This window comes from Polynucleobacter sp. UK-Gri1-W3 (genome assembly GCF_018881595.1).
GTDB lineage: Bacteria > Pseudomonadota > Gammaproteobacteria > Burkholderiales > Burkholderiaceae > Polynucleobacter.
Genome location: NZ_JACVQA010000010.1, coordinates 56,022 through 75,814, shown reverse-complemented (window position 1 = coordinate 75,814; position 19,793 = coordinate 56,022). Strand labels below are relative to the sequence as shown.

The 19,793-nt window shown below is 46.0% G+C and carries 17 protein-coding genes; 8 read left to right on the top strand and 9 right to left on the bottom strand.

What is annotated here, in order from left to right:
* Positions 1-11 precede the first annotated feature (11 nt).
* Positions 12-1,631, top strand: a complete 1,620-nt coding sequence (locus tag ICN36_RS11225) for an NAD+ synthase (RefSeq protein ID WP_216228444.1) — start codon at positions 12-14, stop codon at positions 1,629-1,631.
* 73 nt (positions 1,632-1,704) lie between these two features.
* A complete protein-coding gene (glnK, locus tag ICN36_RS11220; protein WP_216228443.1) occupies positions 1,705-2,043 on the top strand; it encodes a P-II family nitrogen regulator in 339 nt (112 codons plus the stop codon).
* A 59-nt stretch (positions 2,044-2,102) separates the two neighbouring features.
* On the opposite strand, the gene ICN36_RS11215 is transcribed toward glnK, so the two are convergent.
* Both ICN36_RS11215 and ICN36_RS11210 read right to left on the bottom strand, forming a co-directional pair.
* Positions 2,103-3,101 carry a helix-turn-helix domain-containing protein gene (locus tag ICN36_RS11215; RefSeq protein ID WP_216228442.1) on the bottom strand — a complete coding sequence of 333 codons (999 nt, stop codon included), beginning with the start codon at positions 3,099-3,101 and terminating at the stop codon, positions 2,103-2,105.
* 78 nt (positions 3,102-3,179) lie between these two features.
* On the bottom strand, positions 3,180-3,809 hold the full coding sequence (locus ICN36_RS11210) for a response regulator transcription factor (protein ID WP_216228441.1): 630 nt from the start codon (positions 3,807-3,809) through the stop codon (positions 3,180-3,182).
* Positions 3,810-4,038: 229 nt separating this feature from the next.
* On the opposite strand from ICN36_RS11210, the gene ilvD reads away from it, so the two are divergent.
* Complete coding sequence (gene ilvD / locus ICN36_RS11205) at positions 4,039-5,730, top strand: dihydroxy-acid dehydratase (RefSeq protein WP_216228440.1); 1,692 nt, start codon at positions 4,039-4,041, stop codon at positions 5,728-5,730.
* A 78-nt stretch (positions 5,731-5,808) separates the two neighbouring features.
* On the opposite strand, the gene ICN36_RS11200 is transcribed toward ilvD, so the two are convergent.
* Positions 5,809-6,288 (bottom strand): copper chaperone PCu(A)C, encoded by a 480-nt coding sequence (locus ICN36_RS11200; RefSeq protein ID WP_255531315.1) that lies wholly within the window; start codon positions 6,286-6,288, stop codon positions 5,809-5,811.
* Between ICN36_RS11200 and ICN36_RS11195 the strand changes: the two genes are divergently transcribed.
* The gene (locus ICN36_RS11195; RefSeq protein ID WP_083564289.1) at positions 6,288-6,845 is read left to right on the top strand and encodes a peroxiredoxin; all 558 of its coding nucleotides are present in this window, start codon (positions 6,288-6,290) and stop codon (positions 6,843-6,845) included. The genes ICN36_RS11200 and ICN36_RS11195 overlap by 1 nt on opposite strands.
* Here the strand turns inward: ICN36_RS11195 and ICN36_RS11190 are convergent, their stop codons facing one another.
* The 5 genes from ICN36_RS11190 to ICN36_RS11170 all read right to left on the bottom strand — a co-directional run bounded on the left by ICN36_RS11190 (position 6,846) and on the right by ICN36_RS11170 (position 12,996).
* Entirely contained in the window at positions 6,846-7,916 is a 1,071-nt protein-coding gene (locus tag ICN36_RS11190; RefSeq protein ID WP_143143929.1) for a TonB-dependent receptor, read from the bottom strand.
* Between the two features lie 78 nt (positions 7,917-7,994).
* On the bottom strand, positions 7,995-8,366 hold the full coding sequence (locus ICN36_RS11185; protein WP_216228439.1) for a DUF2946 domain-containing protein: 372 nt from the start codon (positions 8,364-8,366) through the stop codon (positions 7,995-7,997).
* Positions 8,367-8,480: 114 nt separating this feature from the next.
* Positions 8,481-9,680 carry an oxalate/formate MFS antiporter gene (gene oxlT / locus ICN36_RS11180; RefSeq protein ID WP_370623497.1) on the bottom strand — a complete coding sequence of 400 codons (1,200 nt, stop codon included), beginning with the start codon at positions 9,678-9,680 and terminating at the stop codon, positions 8,481-8,483.
* A 494-nt stretch (positions 9,681-10,174) separates the two neighbouring features.
* Positions 10,175-10,654, bottom strand: a complete 480-nt coding sequence (locus tag ICN36_RS11175) for a DUF1854 domain-containing protein (RefSeq protein ID WP_216228437.1) — start codon at positions 10,652-10,654, stop codon at positions 10,175-10,177.
* Positions 10,651-12,996 carry an ABC transporter ATP-binding protein gene (locus ICN36_RS11170; protein WP_216228436.1) on the bottom strand — a complete coding sequence of 782 codons (2,346 nt, stop codon included), beginning with the start codon at positions 12,994-12,996 and terminating at the stop codon, positions 10,651-10,653. Before ICN36_RS11170 ends, ICN36_RS11175 begins: the two co-directional genes overlap by 4 nt.
* Positions 12,997-13,201: 205 nt before the next feature.
* On the opposite strand from ICN36_RS11170, the gene cphA (ICN36_RS11165) reads away from it, so the two are divergent.
* Entirely contained in the window at positions 13,202-15,394 is a 2,193-nt protein-coding gene (gene cphA / locus ICN36_RS11165) for a cyanophycin synthetase (RefSeq protein WP_216228435.1), read from the top strand.
* On the top strand, positions 15,395-17,965 hold the full coding sequence (gene cphA, locus ICN36_RS11160) for a cyanophycin synthetase (protein WP_216228434.1): 2,571 nt from the start codon (positions 15,395-15,397) through the stop codon (positions 17,963-17,965).
* Between the two features lie 68 nt (positions 17,966-18,033).
* Here the strand turns inward: cphA (ICN36_RS11160) and ICN36_RS11155 are convergent, their stop codons facing one another.
* Positions 18,034-19,032 (bottom strand): class 1 fructose-bisphosphatase, encoded by a 999-nt coding sequence (locus ICN36_RS11155; protein ID WP_255531314.1) that lies wholly within the window; start codon positions 19,030-19,032, stop codon positions 18,034-18,036.
* Positions 19,033-19,200: 168 nt separating this feature from the next.
* On the opposite strand from ICN36_RS11155, the gene ICN36_RS11150 reads away from it, so the two are divergent.
* Together ICN36_RS11150 and ICN36_RS11145 are read left to right on the top strand one after the other, a co-directional pair.
* Positions 19,201-19,410, top strand: a complete 210-nt coding sequence (locus tag ICN36_RS11150) for a type II toxin-antitoxin system VapB family antitoxin (RefSeq protein ID WP_216153117.1) — start codon at positions 19,201-19,203, stop codon at positions 19,408-19,410.
* Positions 19,407-19,790 (top strand): type II toxin-antitoxin system VapC family toxin, encoded by a 384-nt coding sequence (locus tag ICN36_RS11145; protein WP_216228433.1) that lies wholly within the window; start codon positions 19,407-19,409, stop codon positions 19,788-19,790. The genes ICN36_RS11150 and ICN36_RS11145 overlap by 4 nt, the downstream gene beginning before the upstream one ends.
* The last annotated feature ends 3 nt before the right edge of the window (positions 19,791-19,793 follow it).

The window sequence follows — 19,793 nt, the reverse complement described above, 5'->3', positions numbered from 1 at the left end:
TGTGAGTCAGAGTGAGCACACAGAAAATTGCTTTAGCCCAAATCAACCCATTACTGGGTGATTTGGCTGGCAACGCGCAACTCATTCACAAAGCCGCTCTAGACGCCTACTCTCAGGGCGCCAAACTCGTAGTCACCCCCGAGCTTTCGCTCACAGGCTATCCCCCAGAAGACCTATTACTCCGCCCTGCTTTTATTGAGGCGGCGCAATTACAGCTCGAGCTCTTAATGAAAGAGTTAGCTCAGCACTCTGATCTGACAGTTATTGTCGGTCACCCCAAACAAACATCTGCAGGTCTGCAAAACTACGCATCTGTTTTAAGAAATGGCAAACTAATTGCAGGCTATGCCAAACAAGAATTACCCAATCACGAAGTATTTGATGAGGTGCGCTACTTCGTTCCAGGCAATCAAGCTTGCGTATTTGAATGCGAAGGTATTCGTTACGGCTTGATCTTGTGTGAAGATGCCTGGCATGCAGGCCCTGCTAAACAAGCACACGCTGCTGGAGCACAGGTATTGCTGGTTCCGAATGCATCACCCTATCACCTCAAAAAAGAGGCGCTTCGTATTGAAGTATTGCGTGGACATATTGCACAAACCAATATGCCGCTGGTTTACGTTAATGCAGTTGGCGGTCAAGATGAATTGGTGTTTGATGGCGGCTCATTTGCACTGAATAGTCTTGGCGAGGTTGTCATGGCAATGCCGCAATTCGAAACAGGCTTAGGTCTTGTTGCAGCCTCTCCCTCCGGCGAACTGGAAAAAGGTTTAATTACCCCACCCCAATCAGTTGAAGCGCAAGCCTATCAAGCGCTTGTCTTGGGTGTACGTGACTATGTCACCAAAAATCGCTTCCCGGGGGTCATTATTGGGCTATCTGGTGGCGTGGATTCAGCCTTGGTTCTTGCCATTGCCGTGGATGCCTTGGGGGCAGATAAAGTACGTACAGTCATGATGGCATCCCGTTATACCGCTGACATCTCCTGGATTGATGCGCGTGAGATGGCTCAAAACCTCGGTGTGCAATACGATGAGATTCCAATTAGTGGACCAGTGGATGCTTTAGAGGCATCTCTTGCAGAACAATTTAAAGGTCTCAATGTAGACGCTACCGAAGAGAACATCCAGGCACGCGTGCGTGGCACTCTGCTGATGGCCCTCTCTAATAAAACCGGTCGACTGGTCTTAACAACCGGCAACAAGAGCGAAATGGCTGTCGGTTATTGCACTCTATATGGCGACATGGCCGGCGGCTTTGCTGTCATTAAAGATATTGCCAAAACTTTGGTGTATCGCTTATGCGCCTATCGCAATAGTATTGGCGCTGTTATTCCAGAGCGAATTTTGACTCGTGCCCCTTCCGCCGAATTACGTCCTGATCAAAAAGACCAAGATAGCCTTCCATCCTACGAAGTGTTGGACGGGATTGTTGAGCGTTATATGGAGCAAAATCAATCGATTGCCCAGATCATTGCCGCTGGCTTTGATCCTGAAAGCGTGGAAAAGGTGACTCGCTTAATTAAACTTAATGAATACAAGCGTCGCCAAGCGCCTCCGGGAGTCCGTGTAACCACACGCGCCTTTGGTCGTGATTGGCGCTATCCAATCACATCGCAATTTCGAGCCTAGACGCCCAAAGACTGCCGGATTTTTTGGTAAGTCATTCCAGTTCTAGGTATGATTACCCCATCAGGGGGAATAAATGAAATTAATTACATCCATCATTAAGCCGTTCAAGCTCGACGAAGTCCGTGAAGCATTAGCGGAAGTAGGCGTAACAGGTTTGACCGTGACTGAAGTTAAGGGTTTTGGCCGTCAAAAAGGCCATACTGAACTCTATCGTGGCGCTGAATACGTAGTCGATTTTTTACCCAAGGTAAAAGTAGAGGCCGTAGTTGCCGATGACCGCGTTGAATCTGCTATCGAAGCGATAACGAAAGCCGCACGTACTGGCAAGATTGGTGACGGCAAGATTTTTGTTACTGAAGTAGAGCAAGTGATTCGTATTCGCACCGGTGAAACCGATAACGCAGCTGTATAACACTAGCTTTAACCTAACAGCAAATGCAGCGGCTTAAATAGCCGCTGTTTTTATTTAGATTAACGCAACTGAGAGTCTAAAGTTGTTGATGTAGCTGCTGGCTGAATGATTTCAGCCGGCTCCAAAACAATTGTCTTGCCAGTCGTATTGCCGATTCGCACCTTTGCACCCTGGTAGTACAAATCCACCTGATTTAATCCGCCAGTAAGCACCTTTAGTGGCGGCTTACCAAAAACACTCACACCGACACCAGGCTCCAAAGTTTTATTCTGGGTCTTGCCAGCAGCATCGACTACGCACACTGTTTGAGCAGTCCTTGATTGCAGGTAAACCATATCGCCGGCTTTTTTAGGCGCTTCAGGCTTGTAATTGATTACTGAGGCATCTGTGGGTGGGCATTCAGCAGAAACGGCTGCCGTATCAGACTGCACCGCGACTGCAGGCGCTGGCTTAACATCTGCCGCAGGCTCGGCTGGCGCAGGCGCAGGCTCGGGCGCTACCTCTTGAATGATGACCACCTCTTCTTGAACTGGCTCAGGAAAAAATAAAGGGCGTAAGTTCACTACAGCAAAAATAATCGTTGCACCAATTGCCAATAGTAGGAAGAGTTTCTTTTTGGGATCAACCTTGGCTTTCGACTTTACGCTGTAATCAACAATGCTTTCAGATATTTTTCTAGGAGCAGGCTTTTCAGTTGTGGGTTCGGCAACTTTTACTAATGAAACAACTTCGGGTTTTTCTTTTTTCTCTATCGCAGGCGCTTTTATCTCTCCCTGCAATTTCTCTTCGACTTCTGCTGCTTTTGCAGATTGCGGCACAGCACCAAAATCAAATGCCTCTTCTGGAGTGAGCTTTAATAGGCCAGCTACTTTTTTTGCTGCTGTAAATTTAACTTGATCGCCATAGAAACTACTGCTTTCGCCATTTTCAATCTGCTCAATTTGACGAACAGAGAGGCAAGCCATTCCCGATAGATCTTTCGTACTCAAACCAAGACTTTCTCTAGCCTTGGTAAATGCTTCTTTACGAATCTCAGGAAGTTTGGCTGGTTTATTCACTTCGCGGCAACCGTCTCATGTAGAAATAATATGAATAATAGTAATGCCAAACGGGTTGAAGGGTAATTAGCCACTAAGCTAAGTATTTAATGGATGACTTTCAAGGCCAGACTCAAGATACTTCTTCACCAGCACTTGAAGAGAATCGGCATGCATTTTTTCCATCACCCTAGCCTTGTGAACCTTAATCGTGGCATCCGTGGTTCCTAGCTTTACAGCAATATCCTTATTTAAAAGCCCTTTAACCAACCATCCGCAGACTTCACGCTCTCTCGGGGTAAGACTCTCATATGCCTTCTTGGCTTGAACATCCAATGAAACCCGCTTGAGCTGGCGACTATCAAACTCAATCGCATCTACAGCTGCCTTTAAGAGCTCTTCCAAATTAAACGGCTTAAATAAGAAATCCAACGCCCCCTTCTTCAGGCCCTGAACGATTTGGTGGGGGTGACTTTGACCACTGACAAACACAATAGGTGTCTTGCGACCCAACTTTTGCAGCTTATCTTGCAAATCTAGCCCACTCATATCTGGCATTTGCATATCCAACAGAATGACGGCAGGTGAGACTGGTACTGATTTTTCCAAGAAAACAGTGGCGGACGCATAGTCATCTACGAGATAGCCCAATTCACGTAGCATTCTGGATAGAGAAATGCGCATCGACTCGTCATCATCAATTAAGTAAATATGGCCGACTTTAGTCATTGAATTCAAAGGAAAAGTTGTGAACGATTTAATGTACTGCAGCATCTTTTACTAAGCTATTAGCTCTTTAGCTAATATTGAGGTCTAAATGTATGATTTCATTGGTATTTTTATATTGCAGCGCAACATAAAGAATGGATTGGGAGGTCTCTTCCATCTTAGCTACCCTTGAGCTCATCTCACGGCACAATAGAGCCTTTCGACACACACCTTTTCTGGAGTAATAAGCATGAAACGCCTTAATGAACGCTCGCGCATGGTCACCGAAGGGGTCGCTCGCGCACCAAATCGTTCGATGTATTACGCAATGGGTTACGAAGAAAATGATTTCGTAAAGCCAATGGTTGGTGTTGCGAATGGTCACTCCACTATTACCCCCTGCAATAGTGGTTTACAAAAATTGGCCGATGCTGCTGTTAATGCTTTAGAAGCAGCTGGCGCAAAAGCACAAGTATTTGGTACGCCAACAGTTTCCGATGGCATCGGCATGGGCACCGAAGGCATGAAATATTCTCTCGTCTCGCGCGAAGTAATCGCCGACAGTATTGAAGTTTGCGTAAATGGTCTTTGGCAAGATGGCGTTGTCGTCATTGGTGGTTGCGATAAAAATATGCCAGGCGGCATGATGGCTTTAGCGCGTACCAATGTACCAGGCATCTATGTATATGGTGGCACTATTAAGCCAGGCCATTACAAAGGCAAAGAGCTCAATATTGTTTCTGCATTTGAAGCAGTTGGTGAATTTACATCGGGCCGATTGAGCGAAGAGGATTTAAAGGGTGTGGAACAACATGCTTGTCCAGGCAGCGGCTCTTGCGGCGGCATGTACACAGCGAACACCATGAGCTCATCATTTGAGGCTTTAGGTATGAGCTTGCCCTACTCTTCCACAATGGCGAACGTTGACGAAGAGAAAGTAGTGAGCGCTGCAGAATCAGCACGAGTCCTAGTTGAAGCGGTAAAGAATAACCTTCGTCCACGCGACATTATTACCAAGAAATCTATTGAGAATGCTGTAAGTGTGATCATGGCAGTTGGCGGATCAACCAATGCAGTGTTGCATTTCTTGGCCATTACCAGCGCAGCTGAAATCGACTGGACCATTGATGACTTTGAGCGCATTCGTAAGCGTGTTCCAGTAATTGTTGATATGAAACCATCTGGCACATATCTTGCAACTGATTTGCATCAAGCTGGCGGCATTCCACAAGTCATGAAGATTTTGCTTGATGGCGGATTACTCCATGGTGACTGCATGACCATTACCGGCAAGACGATCGCTGAAGTACTAAAAGAAGTTCCGTCAGTACCGCGTGCTGATCAAAAAGTGATTCGCACCTTAGACAATCCTTTGTACAAACAAGGTCACTTGGCAATCTTGAAGGGCAATATTTCTCCAGAGGGTTGCGTGGCTAAGATTACTGGCCTCAAGAATCCATCGATCACTGGTCCAGCTCGTGTGTTTGACTCCGAAGACGATGCCATGGCAGCCATCATGGCGCAGAAGATCAAGGATGGCGACATTGTTGTGATTCGTTATGAAGGCCCTAAAGGCGGCCCTGGAATGCGTGAGATGCTTGCCCCAACCTCCGCTCTGGTAGGGCAAGGCCTAGGTGAGTCTGTAGGCCTCATCACAGACGGTCGCTTCTCTGGTGGCACTTGGGGTATGGTTGTCGGTCACGTAGCTCCTGAAGCCTACGTAGGTGGCACGATTGCCCTCATTCATGAAGGCGACTCGGTAACGATTGACGCCCATCAACTACTGATTCAATTGAACGTTGATGAAGCAGAAATTGAGAAGCGTCGCGCAGCTTGGGTACAACCTAAGCCTCGCTACACTCGTGGCTTATTGGCAAAATACGCTCGCCTTGCCAGCACCGCAAGTAAAGGTGCGGTAACTGACTTGAACTTGGGTGACTAAGCTAATCAAGTAAGAGCCTTAAAAGAAAAAGCCCCCAGGTAAAACTAGGGGCTTTTTTATTGCTACTTCGTAAATTATTTAATGTTTCATTGCACCAGCTGCATTCACAGGAAGCTTCACCTCAACATCACCTGATTTAGCAAACTTGAGTTTGACTGGAATCGTTTCGCCAGCTACAAACGGTCCCTTAAGATCAAGGAACATTAAATGGTAGCCACCCGGCTTAAGCTCAACTGAACCATTTGCTGGCACAGCAATATCCTTCACTTGACGCATTTTCATGACGTTGCCCTCCATTGCCATCTCATGAAGCTGTATGTCACCAGCAGAAGGTGAACTCGCAGAAATTAATTGGTCAGGGGTGTTGCCCTTATTTTGAATTTTTAGGAAACCGCCAGCCACTTTCTGCCCCGGCACTGTTGCCCGTGTATAAGCATCAGAAACACTCACCGCATCCACCTTAACTGCTTGAGCGTATACCTGGGAACTCAAAATCATAGCCAACCCAATACAGGCCGTCGTCACCTTAAATACAAAACCTTTATTACTCTTTATCATTGATTAATCCTTTAATTGATATTCATGAAATACTAGTTGCTATGCGTAAATCTTGTTTTCCCAATTCCTTCACCTACTTAGTGCTGTTGATTTGCTTCATGTCTAGCACGGCATTTGCTGGTCTCGAGCTCGGGCAGCCTGCACCCAATATAGAAGGAACGCTAATCGATGGCAAGCCTTTCTCACTCAATAGCACTAAGGGCAAAGTAGTCTTGGTGAACTTTTGGGCTAGCTGGTGCGAGCCATGCAGGGAGGAAATGCCAGCCATCGAAACCTATCTAAAGAAAAATAAAACCAAAGGATTTGAAGTGCTTGCGATTACGGTAGATAAGCCCACCGACATGGAACAAGCAAAGCAAATCATGCGTAATTACTCTTTTCTCTTTGCTGATAAAAATCAAATGAATTACTCTGGCTATGGCCGAATCTGGCGTATTCCAAGTTCATTCATCATCGATAAGCAGGGAATTCTTCGCAAGAATGGCCTCACTGGTGACCCCAAGGTGGATGCCAAACTTTTAGAAGAAATAGTTACCCCGCTTTTATTAGCTCAGTGATTAAAAGTGCACCCGGACGCCCATTGAAGCAATATATGAGGGCGTTAATTGAATGCCATTCACGTTTTGATATACCGGAAGCTGCAAATTAGCATAGACCTGAGTTTGCTCGGTAAGACGATATAAAACACCAGGGGTTAAATAAGCTAGCGTTCCACCAGTAGCCCAAGTGTCTGCAGCCGTTCCGCTGTCAGCCCTCTTGTTAATCACATTTAATTGCAATGTGGGGACCCATTTTTCAAATGCTTGGTAGTTCACCCCGACGTTCACATTAAGTGAATTACCGGGTCGATAAGAACCTCCAGTGGATACAGTTGGTGCATCACTTGGTCCGCTAGATAGGCCAACCAAGGAGGTTGGCACATTAGTCACTATCACTGCCGCTTGATATTGGGCTTGGGCAAAATACCCCCAATTCTCCAAATCATTTACAAAACCAAACTTATAAATTCCACCAATTAAATCTGTCGATCCTGAGCTACGTTGTAAACCAGGATCTACCGCGACCGTTCCACCTGAATTTGCAACAGCACTTTGAGAATTACTACCAGTTGGCAGTTTCACACCAAACTGTAGACCCCAATCCTTTTGCTCTGAAAACCCAAAGTAGCGCCCAATGAGTTTGATATCTCCAATTCCAGAACCTTTGGAGCTGTAACCATTTTCTCCGGTAGGAAATCCGCCCACACCATCGTCTGAGTTTGAACCATAGGTCATGTGATTACGCACGATGAATGGGACTACCGTTGTAAGACCCCAATTTTCACCATCGTTGTAATCCAATGAAGCGGTAATGTAATTATTTTGGGTATATCCCTCGACCTCAGCAGGTGCGCCCGTTGCGCCATTGGTTGTATTGGCAGCCTGTGATTGTGAAATACCCTTGGTGCCGTAACGCAACTTATTTTGATTCAGAGTGTCATACCTAAGATCTAAGGACCAACCAGAGGTCATACCCATTCCTTGTGTACCAATATCGGTATTTAAGCTACAACCACAACTAGCGCAAGCAAATGCACTTGCCCCAGGAATAGAAAGCGCAACAGCAATAACAATTTTTCTAAACTTCAATTTACTTCTCCACACATATTTACGGTAATGGTTTGTCTTCATTACCCACTACATAGCTAGGCTATGCCCTCAAAAGAATTAGGCTTGTGCTGGGGGTGCCGCTGAAGGTGGAGTTACCCAAACAGCAAGTGGTTTGGGTGATTGATAGAAAAGCTGGGGAAGCAATGCATACGTTTGTGGCGCTGCAAATGTAAGGTTGGTATTAAATGCTGGGGTAATTGCGCTATGCGCCAAACAATAAGGACATGGCTGCACTTGATTGGCACCATCCCGCCCTTCATCCTGAACATCAATTTGCATCTTGCTGCCATCAATAGAACAAATCTCCATTGCAAAACCTTCGCCATGCTTAGCGACTGAAACTGCTTGAGATGCAGCCGGCGCCAGCGCACTCATTGCAATTGCCAAGGCAGCAATCCAGTGAACGAAGCGGTTTTTGGAGGAATTCATGATGATAGGATTTTATCTGACTTTCCCCTACCTCATCTTGGGTTTGCCCTCGTATTGGTGCAGGCAATAAAAAAGGAGTCCGAAGACCCCTTTTGACAAACTTAGACTGCTACTTTAATGACCAGCATTCTTGTTGGCATCATCAATAAAGCGCTTACGAGCCGGCGCCAAAATGAACTTTGCCGCAAAGGCCGCAGTAATTGTCACGATTGCGCCCGCAATGAAAACCGTATTCCAATCCCCGGTTGAGGAAAGAATGGATGCCAAAGGCACCAACAAAGAAGCAGTTCCTTTTGCTGTGTATAAAGTGCCGGCATTACCAGCCGCATTTTTCACACCAAATGTATCCGCACAGATCGCTGGAAAGATCGAGAAAATTTCACCCCAAAACAAGAAGATCAATGCAGCAAAAGTCATAAATGCATATGGGTCTTTACCAAAATGCATCAAACCGAGCATTGATAAACCTTCACCAAGGAAAACGAAGAACATTGTGTTCTCCCGCCCAAAACGATCCGAAATAAATCCACACAGAGGGCGAGTAAAGCCATTGCACAGGTTATCAATTGATAAAGTCATTGTGAGTAGTGGCAAAGTAGTGCCGAATAACACCATTGGCAATTTCGCGAGACCCCAATCTTTAGCAATCGGGCCAATTTGCGCAGTTACCATTAATCCACCAGCAGCTACAACCACGAAGATGACATAGATTAGCCAGAACAAAGGTTTTCTGATCATTTGTCCGGAGGTGTAATCCACTTTAGTTGTAACAATGCGAGGCGCAGCCTGCACCCCCTTTGGTGGGGTTGGCTTAGTCATGAGCAATGCTAAACAAAAAATCAATGCGCCTTGTGCAAGGCCAAAGAACAAGAAAGCATGTTCATATCCATCAGAAAGAATCATGTTGCCGATTGGAATTACGGTAATTGCTGCACCAGCACCGAAGCCAGCAGCAGTTAAGCCCGCGGCAAGACCGCGCTTATCCGGAAACCATTTGAGCGCATTTCCAACGCAAGTTCCATACACGCAGCCAGCACCAATACCCGCTACGACAGCTGCCGCATACAGCATTTCGATTGAGTTGGCATAGCTATCCATCACCCAACCAGCTGCTGCAAACACTGAACCAATTAAAATGACGATGCGTGGACCAAATTTATCCACCATCCAACCCTCAACAGGAACTAACCAAGTCTCCACCACAATGAAGATGGAAAAAGACAATTGAATTGCTGATAAGGCCCAACCAGTTTTGATTTGAATTGGATTAACAAATAAAGTCCATGCGTATTGAAGATTGGCAACCAATCCCATACAGATAATTCCAAATACCAACTGCGCCCAACGGTTATGCCAAGGCTTATTCACTGTCCGTGCTCCTTTTGATTATGTCTCTTATAAATTTCACGCCCTCTTTAGGGGCTCAATGATTCTCAAACATCATCCCCTTTATTATCTTGATGCGAATCAAGAAATTTTCAATTGCGCACTAGTGATTACCCCTAAGCCAAGTGATTGAATTCCAAGAAACTTCTGCTCAATCACAAGAGCCCTTTATTCTCATTGGCCATGAAAAAAGCCACCCGTAGGTGGCTTTTGAACTTCTGCAATTTTTAAAAATTACATACCGCGATAAGCGCCGTCAAAATCATAGTGACGAGCAGCCTTCTCTTGGTTGGTTTTGCTTTCAGTGAAAAGCTGGTTGAACATATTCAATAGTGCAGTCATTTGAATCTCCTTAAGGGTTAATACCTAGATTATAACCCTTATACTTTCTACAAGATGGAAATACATTCCATATTATGAAATTATCGGAAGCGATCCAAGAGTTTTTTGCTCACTTTATCGAGCTCAGTGGAGTCCTTAATTAAGAACTGCAGGCCATTGGAGTCGGCAATGAGCAACGTGTTACCTGCGATTCTGCGAATATCCTCTTCACCCTTAAGACGAATTCGGGTTGGACCACGATCCGTTTCGATATCCCAAATGCTTGGGGTAGCAAACGTTGAGACATTGGTAATTTTTTGGATAACTGGCATGAATTCACGCTCAGCCAACTCTTCCTCGATCAAACCTAACTCTGCTTCAGAGATTGCAGCCATATTTGGGAACCAACAAAGCTCTTTGCCTGATTGATTCATGATGCCAATGCCAGCACCAGGTGCAGTGATTGGAAAAGCGCGTACCGGATGAACGCCAACGTGACGCTCGCCCTTGTTATCAATAAAGACGAGGCGGCCTAGCGCATCACGTTCGAGTTGTTGAGTGGATTGATTGACTTGCGTCATACCCCACCCCCAATTTTCTTAGCAACTTCTTCGAGCTGTTCTTCTTGTTTCTCTGATTGGTCTTCTTCTAAGCTTTCACCAATAGCACCGCCTTCAACGAGTTCCGCAGCATGACGCAGCTGGGCTTGATACAAGGTGTAATAGGCGCCCTGAGCTTCCATTAATTGATCGTGCGAGCCTATTTCCACAATCTCGCCTTTATCCAACACCACTAAGCGATCTGCTTTTCTGAGGGTGGAGAGGCGATGGGCAATTGCAATCGTCGTGCGGCCCTTAACCAAGTTATCCAAGGCACGCTGAATTTCTTTTTCAGTCGTAGTGTCAACCGAGGAAGTTGCCTCATCCAAGATCAGAATGCTTGGATTAATCAGCAGTGCACGGGCGATTGAAATACGTTGACGCTCACCACCGGAGAGGGATTGACCGCGCTCCCCTACTAGCGAGTCGTAACCCAAAGGAAGGCGGAGAATAAATTCGTGAGCATGGGCAGCACGTGCTGCCTCAATAATTTCTTCGCGCGTGGCATCTGGTTTGCCGTAAGCAATGTTTTCTGCAATCGTGCCGAAGAACAAGAACGGCTCTTGCAATACCAAGCCAATGCGCTTGCGATAATCAGCAATGCCGATACTGCGAATATCGCGCCCGTCCAATGAAATCGATCCAGAGCTGACATCATAGAAGCGACAGATCAAGTTCACTAAAGTACTTTTTCCGGATCCGCTATGACCTACCAGACCAATCATTTCGCCTGGAGCAATATCTAAATTAATGCCCTTAGTTACTGCTCGGTTGCCGTAGCGGAAACCCACGCCACGCAGAGCAATCCGGCCTTTCACCTCTCCCAAAGGAGGTGGGTTAATTGGCTCCGGAACACTGGAAACGTGATCCAAAATATCAAAGATTCGCTTAGCGCCAGCAGCTGCTTTTTGTGTATGAGAAACAATCCGACTCATTGAATCTAGGCGAATATAAAAACGGCCGATGTATGCCAAGAAAGCAATCAAAACACCTACTGTCACTTTCTGGTGGGCAACCTGCCAGATACCAAAGCCCCACACTACGAGCAAACCCGTTTCAGTAAGTAAAGTTACCGTTGGTGAGAACAAACCCCACACGCGATTGACGCGATCATTGATTTGTAAATTGTGCTTATTAGAATCTACAAAGCGCTTGAGTTCGCGATCTTCTTGAGCAAATGCCTTGACCACACGAATGCCCGGAATAGTGTCCGCCAAAATGTTGGTGACTTCAGACCAAATACGATCAATCTTTTCAAAACCAAAACGTAGACGATCGCGCACTACATGAATCATCCATACGATAAATGGCAAAGGTGCCAAGGTAACCAAGGCCAGCAAAGGATCAATAGAAACCAGAATGGCTGCGGTCATTGTGATCATCAACACATCGGTAGCAAAATCGAGTGCGTATAAAGACAAGAATACGCAGATACGATCAGTCTCAGCACCAATACGGGCAATCAAATCACCGGTTCTCTTGCCGCCAAAATATTCCAACGAAAGTTTGAGCAAATGCTCAAAAGTGGTATTGCGTAAATCAGCGCCAATCCGCTCACTGACCAATGCAAGAAGGTAAGTTTTCCACCAGCCTAAAGCCCAGGCAACAATTGCTGCACCGAATAAAGCCAAGAGATACATACTGGCCAAATGAAAATCAATTGGATTACCACGCTCATATGGAATCAAAACATGATCCATCAATGGCATTGTTAGATACGGCGGTATTAAAGTCGCACCTGTAGACAGCAGAGTTAATAGAAAACCAAGTAGCAATTGCTTTTTATAGGGACGCGCAAAACGCCAGAGCTTAAACAGCGTCCAAGTGGATGGCGGCGCATCATCTTCAGGATCGCAGGTTGGGCATGAATCAGAATTTGCTGGCTTTGGACTTAAGCAAACAGGGCAAACCTGTTTGTCGTATTCACTAACTTCACCATTGCTGATTTCTTCACCACGAGTCAATTGCTTAAAACTCGATTGCAGACGAAGAACCTGGGGATTCACAGCTAGAGTGAAATTCCAAGATCTCACCAATTTCTCGGGAGTTTCCAGGCGTAAATGCCCTACTCCAGCATGATCGCCATGAACCAAGTGGGTATCTTGGCCTAATTTCCAGGACTCAAATACCTTACCGTCAGTCCAAAACAGACCTTGCTCGCTGAGCAAAAGCAGACTTTTTTCAAAGCGTAGCTCAGCGTCTAGATCGAGCTCAACCCATGCCAGCAGGGCTTCAGAGCTCTTTATGGGGGAGTTTTCATCCACCAAAACGGTCTCCCAGTAGCTTGGCAGCACAGGGGCAAAAGGTAGGATTTGTGGCTTCATTGACCCTAAAAGTATAGTGGAGCTCAATTATTTAGATTTATTACTCATGTCAACTTTAGAAGCCCAAAAGCCGTTAAATTGTCTAACTAGGCCTTTTTATGTATTTTTGCTATTTTTGTGAGTTTTTCAATAACTATTAGAAACAGAAAGACTGTCTGACGCGTCAACGCCAATAACTCTGGCGCTGACCATCGCAATCCTGCATATGCCCCAATTACTAGATAAATCCATTGAGATTCTGAGCGTTAAACATCTCCGTGGCCCCAATATGTGGACCTACCACCCCGTTATAGAGGTATGGCTCGATATTGGGGATTTAGAGGACTACCCCTCTAACCTCATTCCCGGCTTTTATGACCGACTTGTCAAAGCACTCCCAAGTCTTGTTGAGCATCGCTGCAGCTATGGCGAAACTGGCGGATTCTTAAAGCGTGTTGAAGAAGGTACTTGGCCTGCACATATCCTTGAACACCTCACATTAGAGCTGCAAAACTTAGCCGGTATTCCTGGCGGCTTTGGTAAAGCACGTGACGGCGACAGACGCGGCGTTTACAAAGTTATGGTGAGCGCTATAAATGAAGAAGTAACCCTTACCGCCCTCAAATACGCACGTGATTTGTATCTTGCTTTAGCTCAAGACAATAAAGATTGTGTAGCTGAAGCTCAATCCATTATTGAAAATCTACGTGAACTCGGCGACGATCTCTTGCTCGGCCCAAGCACTGCATGCATTGTGAACGCTGCTGAAGAACGCGGCATTCCGTCGATTCGCTTATCTGAAGGTAATCTAGTTCAACTAGGTTATGGCGCTAAGCAACGCCGCATCTGGACTGCAGAGACCGATCAAACTAGTGCGATTGCTGAAACGATTTCTCGCGATAAAGATTTAACCAAAAGTTTGCTACGTAGTGCTGGAGTGCCTACGCCAGAAGGCAGAACTGTTACCAGCCCTGATGATGCTTGGGAAGCTGCACAAGATATTGGTCTACCAGTTGTAGTTAAACCAATCGACGGTAATCATGGTCGCGGCGTCTTTATTAATCTCTATACCCAACAAGAAGTTGAGGCAGCATACGCTGTTGCGATCGATGAAGGTAGTGAAGTCTTGGTTGAGCGCCACATTGTTGGGGATGAACATCGCTTGTTAGTTGTTGGCAATAAAGTAGTTGCCGCAGCAAAAGGTGAAACCGTTTGGGTTAATGGTGATGGTAAGCATACTGTTCACGAACTTATTCAGATTCAGATTAATTCTGATCCACGTCGCGGTACCGCCGAAGAGCACCCTCTTAATCCTGTGCGCATTGATTCTGCAGTGGAACTCGAATTAGCGCGCCAACAATTAACCGGCGATAGCATTCCTGCTGCTGACCACAAAGTCTTAATCCAAAGCAACGGCAACGTTGCCTTTGATGTGACTGACCTAATTCATCCCGATGTAGCTAGCCAAGTAGCCTTAGCTGCTCGTGTCGTTGGTCTTGAAATTGCAGGTGTTGATTTAGTAGCGCAAGATATTAGTAAACCACTTGAAGATCAAAATGCTGCCATTGTTGAAGTCAATGCTGGCCCAGGTCTATTAATGCACTTAAAACCTGCGAGCGGCAAACCACAGCCAGTTGGTGTTGAGATTGCAAATCACCTCTTCCCTCCGGGAGCAGATTTCCGTATTCCCGTAGTCGGCGTCTGTGGTGAGCATGGCAAAACCCCGGTTTCCGAAATGATTGCCCATTTCCTACGCCTAACCAATGTCTATGTTGGGTTATCTTGCAGCAAAGGTCTCTTTTTTGGCAATCGCGCTATTCCTAACTCCAATTCTTCCAACTGGGAGAACGCACGTCGCACATTACTCAATCGCGCAGTAGAGGCTGTAGTCATTGAGAACAATCATTTGTCAATGTTGATTGAAGGTTTAGCCTACGATCGCTGTCAAGTTGGAGTGGTCCTCAACGTTGATCCAAAGGCGAACTTCCCGCAGTACGCCATTTACGATGAAGATCAAGTTTTCAGTGTTGTGCGTACTCAAGTGGATGTGGTGCTGCCGACAGGTGTTGCGGTACTCAATGCTGACGATCCAATGTGCGTACAGATGGCTGAGCTTTGTGATGGACAGGTGATTTTCTTTAGTGCAAATCCCGACTCTGAGATTATTAAAAATCACTTACATGACGGTGGGCGTGCAGTTGCCATCGGCAAACAACAAATTACTCTGAAGTCTGGCAAGTTGGATCAGAAATCGATTCCTGTGCCACGCCACTCAGAAGCGAACAGCACTTCTCCTTGGAAGACTATGAACTTAGGAGCGGCAATAGCTGCAGCCTGGGCTTTAGATATTCCGTTTAATGTTATCGAAGCAGGCGCAGAAACATTTGTGCCTGATGCCACTATTGCTACAGGGGCCTAATTGGAAATCACCCGTATTCGCATGTTGCGCGGCCCAAATTTATGGAGCCGCCATACCGCTTTAGAAGCCATTGTTTCTTGTGACGAGTCAGAACGTTCTATTGACTTAATCCCCCAATTTGAAACCAAGATTCGTGAACGCTTTCCGCAATTGGGCAGCATGCGTCGCGGCGGCCACAATGAAGTGCTTTCACTAGCCCATGCCCTTGAGCACGCAGCACTTGGTCTCCAGGCACAGGCTGGATGTCCAGTGACCTTTAGTCGCACTGTTCAAACCATTGATGATGGCGTCTATCAAGTTGTTGTGGAATACATCGAAGAAGTTGTAGGTCGGATGGCCTTTGACTTTGCCTTTGCCTTAATTCAGGCAACCCTCAATGATGCACCTTTCGATCTTGCTGCCGCACTCTCCGAGTTGGAAGCGCTTTATGAAGATGTTCGTCTTGGGCCTAGTACAGGCTCCATTGTTGATGCCGCTGTTCAACGCAACATCCCCTTCCGTCGAATGACTGAAGGCAGTATGGTGCAATTTGGCTGGGGCAGCAAACAGAAACGGATTCAGGCTGCAGAAACTAGTAATACCAGTGCGATTGCTGAAGCGATTGCCCAGGATAAAGAACTCACCAAGAATTTACTTGCTGCAGCAGGTGTATCGGTACCTATTGGCGAGGTTGTCACTACCGCTGATGACGCTTGGCGTGCCGCTCAAAAAATTGGTGGCCCCATTGTGCTCAAGCCAAAAGATGGCAATCAAGGTAAAGGTGTTGTAGCTAATATTCAAACCGAAGAGGAGGTTCGTGCAGGTTTTATTGTGACCCAAGCCTTTGGTCGTGAAACTATTGTTGAGCGCTATCTTCCTGGTGCGGACTACCGTTTACTCGTAGTTGGTAATCGCCTATCCGCTGCTGCACGCCGTGAACCTGCTCAAGTAGTTGGGGATGGCACTCATACCGTCGCTGAACTGGTAGAAATTGAGAATAAAAATCCATTGCGTGGAGACGGACATGCAACAGCACTCACCAAAATTCGTTTTGATGATATCGCCCTGGCACATTTAGCCAGTAATGGCCTTTCACCGCAGCATGTCCCCAAAACCGGTGAGCGTGTTTTATTGCGTAACAACGCCAACCTTAGCACTGGCGGTACCGCCACTGATGTGACTGACGATGTTCACCCCGACGTAGCAGCAAGTGCGATTGCCGCTGCGCAGATGATTGGTCTTGATATTGCTGGCGTCGATATCCTATGCGAATCAATTTATAAGCCACTAGAGCAACAAGGTGGTGGCATTGTTGAGGTAAATGCTGCGCCTGGATTACGCATGCATTTAAAGCCTTCTTACGGCAAAGGGCGTCCTGTAGGTGAAGACATCATTAATATGATGTTCCCACCCGGGGATGATGGCCGAATTCCTGTAGTTGCAGTGACGGGCACTAATGGCAAAACCACTACCGTGCGCCTGATCTCTCATTTACTCAATGAAACTGGTCTACGCGTTGGTATGACAGGTACCGATGGTGTTTACATCAATCATCGCCTCATCGATACCGGTGATTGCAGCGGACCCAAGAGTGCCCGCAATGTGTTGATGCATCCTGACGTCGATGCCGCTGTTCTAGAAACAGCGCGCGGCGGCATGTTGCGCGAAGGCCTTGGTTTTGATCGGTGTGAAGTTGCAGTGGTAACCAATATTGGCGAAGGTGATCACTTAGGCCTCAATTACATTACTAGCGTTGAAGATTTAGCCATCCTGAAACGTGTCATCGTACAAAATGTAGCCCCTACTGGCGCTGCAGTCTTAAATGCAGCTGACCCGATAGTAGTAAAGATGGGTGATAAATGTTCTGGCCGAGTCATTTTCTTTGCCCAGAATCAACATCATCCCGTGATTGCCGCCCATCGCGCTAAGAATAAAAAAGTTATTTATTTTGACGGTACTTATATCGTGGCTTCTAAGGGAGCGCGCATCATGTATCGCTTTCCTGTGAGTGAGATTCCGTTGACACAAAATGGCGTTCTCGGTTTTCAAATAGAAAATGCGATGGCTGCTATTGGGGCAGCTTGGGCCCTAGGCCTTGATGCTGAAAAGATTGCTCGTGGTCTACACAGCTTTGAAAGTGACGCTAATTCTGTACCGGGCCGCTTTAATCAGTTTCAACATAAGGGCGCCACTGTTATCGCTGACTACGGCCACAATCCTGATGCGATGCGCGCCTTAGCAAGCGCTATTGAAGCAATGAAGCCAAGCAAGAGCCATGTAGTAGTGAGTGGTGCAGGTGATCGTCGCGATGAAGATATTCGTGACTTAACCCGCATCTTAGGCAATTCTTTTGATAACGTCATTCTCTATCAGGACGCTTGCCAACGTGGCCGTGAAGATGGAGAGGTATTAAAACTCTTACAAGAGGGTTTAGTTGGCGCCACCAAGGCAAAGCAAGTCAAAGAAATTCATGGGGAATTCAAGGCAATTGACACTGCCCTTAATGATCTTGCCGCTGGTGATATCTGCCTGATTCTGATTGATCAAGTTGAGGAATCACTCATTTATCTTAAGGAACAGGTAAGACCTTAAAAGCAACTATTTGAGTAACAAAAAACCCAATCAAGCGATTGGGTTTTTTGTTTGAAAAGATACTCTACTTATGCATGGTAGTGCTGAATGCGGTCAATCTCTTCTTTAGACCCGAGCATCACTGAAACACGCTCATGCAAATCTGTTGGCTGCAAATCCATAATGAGATCTGTGCCATTGGTAGATGCGCCGCCTGCCTGCTCCACTAAGAAGCTCATAGGGTTAGCCTCATACATTAGACGTAACTTGCCCGGCTTATGTGGCTCACGCTGATCCCATGGGTACATAAATACTCCGCCACGAGATAAAACACGGTGCACATCTGCCACCATTGAGGCAATCCAGCGCATATTGAAATCTTTGTCGCGCGTACCGCTTGTACCCGCCAAGCATTCATCCACATAGCGACGCACTGGTTCAGCCCAGTGACGCATATTGGACATATTGATTGCAAACTCTTTAGTTGAGTGGGAAATCTTTACCTCATCCTTGATGAGTAAAAATTCGCCAGTCACTTTATTCAAGGTGAACATCACAACGCCATCACCTAAAGTTAGAGCCATAGTAGTTTGTGGACCATAGACCACATAACCTGCTGCAACTTGATGACGTCCGGATAACAAGAAATCAGAAGTTTGCAAAGGTGTATTTGGATCCTGTTTCTTTAAAACAGAAAAAATTGTTCCAATCGAAACGTTCACATCAATATTGGATGAGCCATCGAGTGGATCAAACAACAGTAGGTAATCACCTGTACTTTGAACGGGAACTGGGAGCTCCATTTCTTCTGAAGCTAAACCAGCGAGTGATTTACAACCCTTTACGCCATCGATCAGCAAATCGTTTGCAATGATGTCGAGCTTTTGCTGAACTTCACCCTGTACGTTGCCAGTGCCTGCGGAACCCAATAAGCCAATCAAGGCGCCCTGCGCTACTTCATGACTGAGAGTTGAACAGGTATTAACTACCGCAGTGAGTAATTCTTGCAAACCAGCAGGAATGACGGTACCCGCCGGCTTAGCGGAAGTCAAATATTGCTTGAAATTGATATGAGTACTTGAGGACAAAGGTATTACTCCAAAGCTATATTGAAATTAAGGTCTATTTTGCCTTGTTCCGAATGTCAAACTGAAAATCTGGTCATTTCTCAAATAAAGGGCTCTTTTGGCAGCCGACCCTCTTATATTGATGTTATTTTAGATGTTATAATGCATCATAATTGATGAGGAGTAATTATGAGAACCACTGTGACGATTGATGATGACCTTTATCAGAGAGGGCTGGATCTTGCTGACCCCGGGATGGATAAAGCCGATCTTTTTAGGGAGGCCATTAATGTATTCATACGAGTTCAAGTAGCTAAGAGATTAGCAGCATTAGGCGGCAAATCCCCTCAGATGAAGGCTATTCCTCGCCGCAAACCAAAGGATGGTCAGCAATCATGACCATGGTTTTAGCTGACACATCAGTTTGGGTGGCTCACTTTAGAAAGTCAAATGCATCTTTCAAAGCTTTATTACTAAATGACCAAATACTATGTCACCCCTTAATCCAAATAGAACTAGCCTGCGGAACACCGCCATCGCCACGCTCTAAAACCTTGGAATACATTAAAAAATTACGGCAAGCGGCTATAGCCACCCCTTATGAAATATTGGAGTTTATTGAAAAACATCAACTCCAAGAATCTGGATGTGGAGCGATTGATGTTTCACTTCTTGCATCGACTCTACTTTCAGAAAATGCTCAGCTTTGGACTTTGGATAAGAGTCTAGAAAAACTTGCAATTCGATTAGGCATTTCGTATAGCAATAAGCTCCACTAACTT